Origin of the sequence: Colwellia sp. (assembly GCF_013215345.1) — a bacterium.
GTDB lineage: Bacteria > Pseudomonadota > Gammaproteobacteria > Enterobacterales > Alteromonadaceae > Colwellia.
In genome coordinates this window covers 37,450-48,307 of the sequence record NZ_JABSOV010000026.1, presented here as the reverse complement: position 1 = coordinate 48,307, position 10,858 = coordinate 37,450, and the positions used below count along the sequence as shown (strand labels likewise).

Annotated in this window: 11 protein-coding genes; all 11 read right to left on the bottom strand. The window is 39.8% G+C overall.

The window, feature by feature from the left end; genetic code table 11:
- On the bottom strand, nt 1-538 hold a 538-nt coding region (locus HRT50_RS05855), incomplete at its 3' end, for a prepilin-type N-terminal cleavage/methylation domain-containing protein (RefSeq protein ID WP_291612275.1).
- An 86-nt stretch (nt 539-624) separates the two neighbouring features.
- On the bottom strand, nt 625-1,308 hold the full coding sequence (locus HRT50_RS05850; protein WP_291612273.1) for a type II secretion system protein: 684 nt from the start codon (nt 1,306-1,308) through the stop codon (nt 625-627).
- Between the two features lie 210 nt (nt 1,309-1,518).
- Complete coding sequence (locus HRT50_RS05845) at nt 1,519-2,010, bottom strand: hypothetical protein (protein ID WP_291612272.1); 492 nt, start codon at nt 2,008-2,010, stop codon at nt 1,519-1,521.
- A gap of 11 nt (nt 2,011-2,021) precedes the next feature.
- Entirely contained in the window at nt 2,022-3,251 is a 1,230-nt protein-coding gene (locus tag HRT50_RS05840) for a type II secretion system F family protein (RefSeq protein WP_291612270.1), read from the bottom strand.
- A 65-nt stretch (nt 3,252-3,316) separates the two neighbouring features.
- Nucleotides 3,317-5,029 (bottom strand): type II/IV secretion system protein, encoded by a 1,713-nt coding sequence (locus tag HRT50_RS05835; protein ID WP_291612268.1) that lies wholly within the window; start codon nt 5,027-5,029, stop codon nt 3,317-3,319.
- 168 nt (nt 5,030-5,197) lie between these two features.
- Nucleotides 5,198-6,508, bottom strand: a complete 1,311-nt coding sequence (locus tag HRT50_RS05830; RefSeq protein WP_291612266.1) for a tetratricopeptide repeat protein — start codon at nt 6,506-6,508, stop codon at nt 5,198-5,200.
- Nucleotides 6,505-7,407 (bottom strand): AAA family ATPase, encoded by a 903-nt coding sequence (locus tag HRT50_RS05825; RefSeq protein ID WP_291612264.1) that lies wholly within the window; start codon nt 7,405-7,407, stop codon nt 6,505-6,507. The genes HRT50_RS05830 and HRT50_RS05825 overlap by 4 nt, the downstream gene beginning before the upstream one ends.
- A gap of 35 nt (nt 7,408-7,442) precedes the next feature.
- The gene (gene mshL, locus HRT50_RS05820; RefSeq protein WP_367238820.1) at nt 7,443-9,209 is read right to left on the bottom strand and encodes a pilus (MSHA type) biogenesis protein MshL; all 1,767 of its coding nucleotides are present in this window, start codon (nt 9,207-9,209) and stop codon (nt 7,443-7,445) included.
- Nucleotides 9,210-9,229: 20 nt separating this feature from the next.
- The gene (locus tag HRT50_RS05815) at nt 9,230-9,604 is read right to left on the bottom strand and encodes a hypothetical protein (RefSeq protein WP_291612260.1); all 375 of its coding nucleotides are present in this window, start codon (nt 9,602-9,604) and stop codon (nt 9,230-9,232) included.
- On the bottom strand, nt 9,597-10,289 hold the full coding sequence (locus tag HRT50_RS05810) for a hypothetical protein (protein WP_291612259.1): 693 nt from the start codon (nt 10,287-10,289) through the stop codon (nt 9,597-9,599). Before HRT50_RS05810 ends, HRT50_RS05815 begins: the two co-directional genes overlap by 8 nt.
- Nucleotides 10,289-10,858, bottom strand: a 570-nt coding sequence (locus HRT50_RS05805) for a PilN domain-containing protein (RefSeq protein WP_291612257.1), incomplete at its 5' end; no start/stop codon positions are given. The genes HRT50_RS05805 and HRT50_RS05810, both read right to left, overlap by 1 nt.

Below are 10,858 nucleotides of genomic sequence, written 5' to 3'. Positions count from 1 at the left end.
AAATGCAGTTTACAGTTCCAAATGTAGGAGTATTTCCGACAGCAATAACTTCTGAATAATAAGTGAAGCAATTAGCATCTGCTGTTGCCTCATCGGTCATTGTCCAGTCAGTAAGATTAGTTGGAGCATCACCCTTAGGATGGACAATAATTACTTTTGCTCCTGTTTTATCAGCACCTGCAATAATAATAAAATCATCTACACTAACATCTAACATATTGCGCCACGATGCTGCTGCGTCTACATCATTTGAGCGTGGATAGCCAAAAGCAATTGGCTCATTTTCACCATTCACACTCACAGTACTGGTAGATTCTTTTTCCTTACCTGCAATTAGTGATTTACTGTGTACTAATGTCGAAATAGATTGGTCTGATGCCTTAATCGCATTTAATGTTGCTGTACGTGCATCGTCTTGTAAATTAATAAACTTTGGCGCTGCTGTCACCGCTAAAACACCTAAAATAACAATAACTACCACTAATTCAATTAAGGTAAAACCCTGTTGACTTGCTTTCATATTTATACTACTTTTCATGCTTTTTCCTCAATTTACGAATAAATTTATTTAAGTTAATTTGTGCTTAATGCACGGTCGAAAAATCAATTAATAGTTATCCGTAACTAGTTATCATTGATATAAATAATTACCGAACTATTTGCTGGTTGGTAACTAAAACTATTACCCTCTTGGGTTAAATTTGCTGGTGCAAGGTAAGCGCCATTGCTATCACGCGTTAATGTTTCTTTTAAATGATAGTGACATAATGTGCTTGAGCCACTACCTTCAACATTTGCTAAATACCTAAAGCTACCATCCTCATTAATTTCTGTAACACTGCTGGCTAGTAAAGGGGGTTGCTGCAATAAGCTATTCCATACCGCAATACAGTCAGCTACTGCCATGGTTTTACCATTTATACCATTACCACTATCAGTACCAACGATATAACCCGGGTTAATGGTTGGTGAAGTAGTGCTATCCTCACTGGTTAAATAAATGGTCGTACCATCATAAATAACCATATTGACACCGTCAGTATCTTTGGGACGAGCCTCAGCTTCCCATTGCGAGCGAGCTAATGACACGCCAGTGGCAAAGCCACCAGCCATACCTTGAATATTTGCCTGCTTAGCTTGTACGGTTAAATCAATAAACTTAGGAATAGCAGTTGCGGCCAAAAAGCCTAAAATAACGACAACAATAACCAATTCAATTAAGGTAAAGCCTGCCTGTTTAGTCGGGCGAACAGCTAGCTGTTTATGGCTATGTTGAACAATACCTTGCTTGGAAATGCTTTTTATCATTGAGATAACCTTTTTATATCAGCCAATGCCTTGAGTTTATTCTCAATAGCATTGCCTGAAAATTTATATCTTTAGCTGCCAGAAACATAATGTTACCATTTTGGTCAGTAGCACACCACTTTTCAATCTCGAATATAGCTAATCACTTGTACTTATTCAATAAATTAGCCGATGAATAATTTATTGATGATAATTTATTCAATAGCAGAATTAATTTACCTGCTTCACTTTCCCTGTATCACTACGATAATCAAAAGATTGCCCATTAGCAATACTATATCGGCATAAGCGGCCGTTTTTAATAGCTTTATTTTTAATTTCAATCGCCACTACCGCAGATTTAACCACTTGTAATGGCATTGTTAAGGTTTGCTGCCAAATTTCATGGCAAGCCAAGCTGGTATGGTCACTATCAATCCAGCCAGATTTGTTCACATTAACATATTGTTTTTCTTTACTCTTTAAACGGCTTAATACCACAATATTCGGCTCTTTATCCATTAACCATTGGCCATGAACCACATTAACTTTACTGGTAAAACTTTGTGCTAGGCCAACAAAAGCTACATTGGTTATTTTTTCTTGCTGAGTAAAGAACATATCCAATAATAACTTCATCAACACAGCAATAATCACTACAACAATAACAAACTCAATAGTTGATTCTTGTTTTTTTTCAGTATTACCCGGTGGATTAGCCATATTATCTGCTATTAACCTTGCATAGCCGAAGCCATATCCCACATAGGCGTAAAAATACCTAGTGCTAAAACTAATACCATTATCGCGACCACCACTAATAGCAAGGGTTCAATTCTTGCGGTTAAGGTTGCTAAGTCATAATCAACTTCTCGTTCGTAATAATCACCAACCTCTGCCAATAATTCATCAACTCGGCCAGTTTCTTCACCAACAGCAACCATTTGTAATACCAAGGGAGTAAAAAGATTACTGGCTACAGATGAACGTAATAAGCTTTCACCACTTTCTATGCCTTGTCGCATGGCGGCAATTTTATCCTGCATATAGGTATTATCTACCGCTTCAGCAACTAAGGTTAAGGCTGTGGTCATAGGCACACCCGCTTTTAAGACAATGGCAAAACTGTGGGAAAATCGTGCCAATATTGAACGTTCAATAATACTGCCAATAATTGGGATTTTAATCTTGCGCCTGTCCCACTGATAACGTCCCTGCTTAGTTTTAAGTGACTTATTGATCATCAAGTAAGTCACCACTATGGCAAGTAACATATAATACCAATAGTTGGTAAATAAGTTAGAACTGGCAATTATAAATTGTGTCATCGGTGGTAAGTCGGCCCCTAGTCGAGAGAACATATCGGCAAAAGTTGGGATAACAAAAATGTTTAAAATAACCAAAGCGGCTGATAAGGCAATAAGCACCATACTTGGATAGCGCAATGCCGCTTTAATGCGCTTGCGGGTATCTAACTCACGTTCAAGGTAAGTGGTTAACTTAAAAAAAGCTTGATCAAGCTGACCGGTATTCTCACCTACATGGACCAAGGAAACGAAGAGATGGTCAAAGATTTTTGGATGATGATTAAGTGCAGAAGAAAAACTATAACCACCTTCCAGCTGTTTTCCTATATCCGAGAGCGCTTTTTTAAGGGTATTGGAATTGGCTGATTCAACCATGCCATTAATAGCACGTAATATAGGTACACCAGAGCGCATCAAGGCATACATCTGCCGACAGAAGATAATCAACTCTTCTAAGGAAACCCGACCATTATTGAGTAACTCAAAAATATCAGTACTAGCAATACTACTATTCCCTTGCCCACCGGCAACGATAGAAATAGGTGTAATACCCTTTTTGAATAATTTTTCAGCAGCCGCATCTAAATTAGCCGCATCAATACTGTCTTTTACCTGACTACCATTGGCATTTCGCCCGGTATAATTAAATGACGCCATAAATATCTCTATGCTCTAACATACGTTATTACTTGATTAATCATTTTATTAATTAGCTAAAATGACTAATTAATATCAATTGTTTCAACCAAACGTAACACTTCTTCTACTGTAGTAATGCCTTTGGCAGCATAATCAAAAGCCGCTTTCGCAAGCGGAGTAAAGCTAGGGTTTGCTTTGGCTAAGTTACCAAAGGCTTCACTATCATTACGTTTTAATGCCGCCATCATCTCTTGATTCATTTCAAGTATTTCAAAGACGCCTATGCGGCCTTTATAACCGGTGTATTGACAAGATTGACAACCCTTACCCTGCTTAAACTGGCTAGTTTTTGCCTGCTCGCCCGCTAAATTGGTTAGCCAAAATATTTCTTGTTCATCCGCTTGGTATTCGGTGGTACAAGAGTCGCAGACTCTACGCACCAAGCGTTGGGCTATAACAGCTCTGAGTGCACTACCCACTAAAAACCCTGCTGCGCCCATATCAATTAAACGCAGGGCACTGGTAATGGCATCATTGGTATGTAGTGTTGATAACACTAAGTGACCGGTTATCGCACCTCGCAAGCCTATTTCTACTGTTTCTTGGTCGCGCATTTCACCTACCATCATAATATCTGGATCTTGGCGAAGTGCTGTTCTTAATACTCTTGAAAAAGTTAAATCAATTTTAGTATTTACTTGTACTTGGTTGATTCTGGGTAAACGATACTCGACCGGATCTTCAACCGTTATGATTTTTTTACTCGCTTCATTAAGTTCATTTAATGCCGCATAGAGTGTCGTTGTTTTACCACTACCCGTTGGGCCAGTAACTAACACCATGCCATGGGGTCTTCGGATTTGTTGGCGGACACGTTTAACAATATCTGCCGGCATACCCGTTTGCTCTAGGGATAACAACCCCGCAGATTGATCTAATAAACGCATTACTACCGACTCACCAAATTGAACCGGCATGGTCGACATACGTACATCAATATTGTGACCACTAATATCTATATTAAAGCGGCCATCTTGCGGGATACGCTTTTCTGAGATATCCAGACCCGCCATTAACTTAAGGCGTAACACCATAGCGGAAGCAATTTTATTTTCTTTCAGAATTTTTTCTTGTAAGACGCCATCAATACGCTGACGAATACGCAATTGATGTTCTTCTGGCTCAATATGAATATCCGATGCGCGCATTTGTACTGCATCTTCAAATACAGACTGCAGTAATTTTCCTACCGTGGCATCACCGCCTTCAGCAAGGAAGGTGGTGGCAAGATCAAAACTAGAAGACTCTTCATATTCTTCCTCTAGTTGGCTGGCAAAAGATTCAATTTCAGCAGTACGGCGATATAAACTGTCGAAGGCATCAAATATTTGTGACTCCATCACTACCGCAAGCTCAATACGCTTAGGCGATAACATCCGCTCTAATTGATCTAAGCCACTTAAATCGGCAGGATCGCTCATACCGAGTAATACTGAAGCGCCTCGGTCTTCAATGATCAAGGCTCTTAAACGTCTAGCATGCACTTCAGGCAGTAAACTGGCAACATTGGGCGCTATTTTATGCTGAGAAATATCCAAAAATGGCACATTAAGTTGCTGCGCTAAAAATTGCAACAATTGTCTTTCAGAGAGATGGCTAAGCTCGATTAAGGTATCACCGAGCTTTCGACCCGTTTGCTTTTGACTCGCTAACGCTTGCATTAACTGCTCATTGGAGATGATATTTTCATGAACCAATAAGTCACCTAAGCGCATCTTTAATTTGGGAGCTGCCATATTTTGTCCTACTGTTCCTATTGCCTGAATGCTTTGCTTAACAAATTTTTCTGTTGAAATAGATAAATCACTTTTTATTAACGCTTTCTATCTGCTAGCGTCAATTGGCACTTCTTATCGTACAATACTGGTAAAGCAAGTTGCCCATGGCTCATATAAGACATGTTCTTACTGTTCTATTGCCTGAATACGTTGCTTTATAAAGTTCTCGGATGAAATAGATAAATCATTTTTTGCTAGAGCCTGTGCATAAGCCTTACTCGCTAATTTAAATTGGCTATCTTTATCATACAATACCGCTAAGCCTAACTGCCAACGCCCCATCTCAGGTTGCATGGTTATCAGTACTTTATAAGCAGCAACAGCGACTTCATTTTGCTGTGCTTGCTGCGCGATATTTGCCAGCATAATTTGATATTGCTCATCTTTAAGGCCCGCTAATGGCTTTAAGGTATTTAATGCGGCCCTTGTCTGTCCCTGCTGTAAATATATACGTGCTTGCATCTCACGTAAGCTGCTGTCTTGACCATTTAAGGCGATACCTTGTGATAACAAGTTCACTGCATCTTGATAGGCTTGTCGACCAAACCACAGTGCTGCTAATTTTTTACGGGTTTGACTATCCGTTGGCTTGATAATAAGCACATCTTCAAGCAAGTTCTCCGCTTTGGCAATTTGTTTTGCTCCAAGTGCCTTTTCAGCCTGGACGATTTTTTGTTGTGCTAACTCATCCGCCGACAACTGCCGACGTGATACCGAAATTTTATTTGCCTGTGCTTTTGGCTTAGCACTTGAATTGGCTTTCGACTTAGCTTTGGCTACGCTTACCTGCTTTAGCTCCGGTGGTATATGCGGATGACTATGAACATTCTCTTTGGTAATCTCTTTAGTGCTACCTTGGCTATGAGCTGCTGTATGGCTTTTGTTATAACCTGCACGACTATCATCAACGTTAACTTCAGTATGAGCAATAACAGCAGCTTTCTTTGCCGGGGTAACTCGACTTGAGCCATTATCGACAATAGTCTTAGCCTTAATTTCTTGAGCCTTGCTGGTCGAGGCTTTAAAAATAGCACTATCATTTACTGGCGCTTTAGCAACTTGGCTTTGGTGATTACTCTTCGCCCTACTATCTTTGCCTTTAGCTTCCTTGCTAACTGCTGAAACTTCTTTAGTTGGGCTTTTGTGAGACGGTACAATGCCCGAAGCTACAATGCCTGAAGATACAGTGCCCGATGGAACAAGTTGAGTTGAACTAGCTTTAGTCGCACCTTGCTCGGCTTTTAAGGCTTTATTTTCATTCTGTAACGACCACACATAAAAGCTAGTCAAGCAGACAACCAGCACTAAAATAGTGGTTATAGCGACAATTTTCATTGGTGAATGCACAGGTGCAGGGTAATTTGGCTGTGCAGCAAGCGCATCAGCGTCAGGGGTTCGCTGATCTAAATCCTTTAACATCTGATTAATAACACTCATGATTTAACCACCAAGGTATAATAAGCCATAAACAGGGCACTTAAGATGCCCAAGCATGAAAAAACCAATAGGCTTTTATTTGAGCCTTGCTCGATACTTTCAGTATCTTTAACTGCGGCTTTAAGTAATTTAACCGTCATTTTGTAGTGTCCTTGACCATAAGCAAGCATTAGCATTTTGTGGCATAACACATTGACCAAGCGCGGTATGCCTTGGCTCGCTCGGGCAATTTTTTTGCAAATGGCCACCGGAAAGAGTTCTGCACCTTTATAACCCGCTACTAATAATCTGTGTTGAATATATTGCTGTACTTCATTGGCATTCATCGGCCTTAATTTATAGGCAAAAGTAATGCGTTGCCTTAGTTGGCGAAATTCTGTTTTGGCTAAGCGCTGATCAAGCTCTGGTTGCGCGAATAAAACCACTTGTAGTAATTTACGTGTTTCTGTCTCTAAATTAGTAAATAGTCTTAACGCTTCTAAGCTATCTTCTGGCAGTGCTTGTGCTTCATCAAGTATCAGTACCACTGAATGTCCTTGACCATGTAACTCTAATAAACGCGTTTGAATTCGCTGAGTTAATAACTGCACTGACATACGTTGTGCTTGTTTAACGCCTAGCTCAACGGCAACAGCGCGCCTTAATTCATCAGGGTTCAAATAGGGATTAGGGATATACGCAGTGACGAAATGCTCTGGTATTTCATTGAGCAGCTTTCGGCATAACAATGTTTTGCCTGTACCTACTTCACCGACCACCTTAATAAAGCCTTCACCTGTTTGCAGCGCTGTTGACAGCACGGCTAAGGCTTCATCATGTGGTGCCAATGGCAAATAAAAACTGGTATTAGGCGTTAGTGTAAAAGGTAACTCTCCTAAACCAAAATGATATAAATACATAGCAATTCTACTAGTTGAACTAACTTAGTTTAATTTTACTGTGCCGCTTGGCAAATATCATGGGCTGCAGCATATTCTGCATCGACACATTGCGCTTGGCATTTTGCTGTTAACTTACCTTCATCAGATAACTCACACGCGGCTACTTCTTCTGGAAACCATTTTGTCAGTAGGCTGCGCGCATCTTGAAGTTGGTTTTTCCAAGTATCTTGACCAACAACAATTGGCTTAAGCATGATAACTAATTCACGTTTTTGCGTCCGTTGTGATTTACTTTTAAAGAGCTCACCTAAAAAAGGTATATCACCTAAGAAAGGCGTTTTTGACTCAATATCAACTTTATAGGTTTCAATTAAGCCACCAATTATCACTACTTCACCAGATTGAGCACGAATAATAGTATCTGACTCACGGACACTACTTTGCGCTAGTGGTAAAACTAGCACCTCATTACCTATTTTAATGACTTTAGTTTGCTCTTCGGTAATGGTCACCGATGGATGTACATGTAATATGACACTACCATCTGCACTAATTTGTGGTGTTACATCGAGGGCAATGCCCGAGAAAAACGGTGTTAATTCAATTTCTGGAGTGGTAGTGGTTGAGGTGCCCGTAGTGGTTGTACTGGAAACTTCAGTGACGAAATACTCATCTTCACCCACTTTAATAACCGCTTTTTGGTTGTTCGTGACTGTGATACGCGGACTGGAGAGTACTTGTACATTACCTTGTGTTTGTAAAAGCTCAATAACACCGGAAAAATCACTACCATTAGTTTGTTTACTAAACGCCAAACTACTAACGCCGCCAATAGTACTAGAGATAACATTACCAATAACATTACCCGTAGTGGAATAGATAATTTCAGCACTACCGACTTGGTCTAAGACTTTCTCCCACTTGATACCTTGTTGATAATCATCATTAAGGGTAACTTCCATTATTTTCGCTTCAATGATCACTTGGCGATGTAAATGGGTTTCGGTAGCTTTTATAAACTTCTTAACGGCTATGATTTCTTTTGGTAACGCACGTACTGTCACCAAACCGGCTTGTGGAGAGACTATCACGGCGCGACCATCTCCGGTACCAACAAAGGCAGTTAAAGATATTTTCAGTTCTTCCCAAAAATTTGATTCATTTTCAGTATATAAATTGATGCCGCTACTTTGATTATTAGAGCCACTATTGCCACTGCGGTTATTGCTGTTACTACTGCTGTTGCTGTTATTACTGCTATTGCCGCTGTTAGGATCATTTTCTGAGACACCACCAGAGTTGATTGTCGTGCTAGATGAACCAAAACGTTTTAGAAATAAGTAATTTAAGGCAATGGTTTCTGTACGTATCCCTGGAGGGAATACCTTCACTGTGTTACCCGTGCGAGTAATCTCATAGCCATAGACATCTTCAACGACGTCTAAGGCCTCTGATAAAGTAACATTATTTAAACTGAGTGAAATTTGGCCAACAACATCAGGGTGAATAACTATGTTATAACGTGAACCTTGAACAATCGCTTGAAAAAAATCTTTGGCTGCAACTTCAGTGGCTGAAATTTCCAAACGTTTCTCAGCCAACATACCCTGTTTAGCACGATTCATATCATTAAACATCAGTTCTTGCTGTACTGAACTGGGTACTTGCGTTAATGGCTTAGGACCATTAAATGCTTTAGCTTCTTTAATGGATTTATCGAGGTCTGCTTTTATTTCTACCGGATCATTCGGTACTGTTTGACAGCCAACTAAGGCAAATAATAACGTTGAAAAGGCGATTTTTAATTTTAGTTTGTTCATAGGGGGGCTTGTTTTTATCATTAGTTACCTACAGTACTTGCTACAACGGTACTTTTAAAACCGGTATTTTTAAATATATTTATTTTTAATCGTTTAGTTTTACTGCGTAATATCACACTATGACTATTAATAGCGGTGATGCGGTACTCACCAACATAGTCAAACATTTTATAAATATTGCCATTGATGACAGCCGTATGAATGCCATCACCATGAATAATGGAGGTTAACAGAAAACCGCCATCACGCTTTAATTTGCTATCACTACCTGAGCCACTTACGCCAAATGGACGAGTGGGGTCAACATCAGCGGCTAGGCTAATCGGCAAAGTCAGCGTCGTTGCCACAACAAGCAAGCCTGCGGTTAAGAATAAATTAAAATGCACTTTAGACACCAATAAACTCCTTATTTAAGCCCAAGCTATAGATGGTTATATCGACTTCACTGCGTGGGTACTCTTTGACTTCGAAAAGAAAGTCTTGCCAAAAAAACTTCCACGATAACTGCTCTAACTGCTGTAGGTAGTTGCGTAACTGAAAATATTTACCTGATAATTTAATTTTAATACCATGCTTATATAAATTTAAACCCAATTGCTCTCCTGTCGGTGCATGTGAGCCCGCAATAGAATTTTGGGATGGGGCTGGTAAATCCAATAACGGTTTTGCACCAATTAACTCGAACGACAGCAAGGACACACCAGGCTCCAATTTAAGTAGTTTGAGTAAGGCTTCTCGCATCTCAGTTGGACTAATCAACTCATTAGTTAAATGTACTAATTGCAGGTCAATTTTAGCTAGCTTGGCCTCAAGCCTTGCTATTTGTTTAACCGTATTTTCATTGGCATCTTTTTCGAGCGCGGTTTGGTATTCTTTGATAGTAAAGTTAAGGGTTTTATTGCCAGAGGTCATTGCTCGACTTTGTTTATCAAAGGTAACTATCTTGGCACTTTTATCATCAACAAATGAATAGGAGATAATAAAAAATATCGCCACTAGACCAGTTAATAGCAGTAAAAACTGCTCTCTGCTGCTGAGTTTCAGAAACTTATCACTGGTATTTTGCCATTGTTGCTTCATTAGCTTTTACCCTTTTTAGCCGTTGAACTGACAGAGAACTCGGTAATATTTTGTTCATTCTGACTAAGTCTAAAATGGACAAAGGCCTTACCGGATAATAAGCGTGATTGTTTAAAGCCTGCTAGCCATGCCGGTACCGCTTGTGGATTTCGGGCTAGGCCGGTAAAACTCATGTCGTTAGCATTAATACTAATGCTTTGTAAGCGAATATCTTTATGATGCATGGCTGACAGATCATTCATTGCCATAACAAAGCCGCCAGCAAAAGTCTCATTTGAGTCGGTGAGTTTAGTTAACAGTGCATCTTTATGCTGCATCACTAATTTTATCGTGTTGAGGCTTTGTGTTAAAGCCGGTGAAACTTGCCTATTTTGCACTTGCGCTGCTAATTTATTGGCTAGTTTTGTTTTTTGTTGCTGCTCTTTTAATAAGCCATCATACCTTGCCGCCGACTGACTATAGTTAATCTCAGTAACGACAGCCCAAACGACCATAATAACGAGCAAAGCCAACCAAGCAAGTGCGACTCTGGATAAGGTCAGCAAGGGTTGTTCAGGGAAAAGCTCAGC

Coding starts and splice junctions, on each gene's coding strand:
- HRT50_RS05850 (WP_291612273.1), bottom strand. CDS start 1,308: ATGATAAAAAGCATTTCCAAGCAAGGTATTGTTCAACATAGCCATAAA.
- HRT50_RS05845 (WP_291612272.1), bottom strand. CDS start 2,010: ATGGCTAATCCACCGGGTAATACTGAAAAAAAACAAGAATCAACTATT.
- HRT50_RS05840 (WP_291612270.1), bottom strand. CDS start 3,251: ATGGCGTCATTTAATTATACCGGGCGAAATGCCAATGGTAGTCAGGTA.
- HRT50_RS05835 (WP_291612268.1), bottom strand. CDS start 5,029: ATGGCAGCTCCCAAATTAAAGATGCGCTTAGGTGACTTATTGGTTCAT.
- HRT50_RS05830 (WP_291612266.1), bottom strand. CDS start 6,508: ATGAGTGTTATTAATCAGATGTTAAAGGATTTAGATCAGCGAACCCCT.
- HRT50_RS05825 (WP_291612264.1), bottom strand. CDS start 7,407: ATGTATTTATATCATTTTGGTTTAGGAGAGTTACCTTTTACACTAACG.
- mshL (WP_367238820.1), bottom strand. CDS start 9,209: ATGAACAAACTAAAATTAAAAATCGCCTTTTCAACGTTATTATTTGCC.
- HRT50_RS05810 (WP_291612259.1), bottom strand. CDS start 10,289: ATGAAGCAACAATGGCAAAATACCAGTGATAAGTTTCTGAAACTCAGC.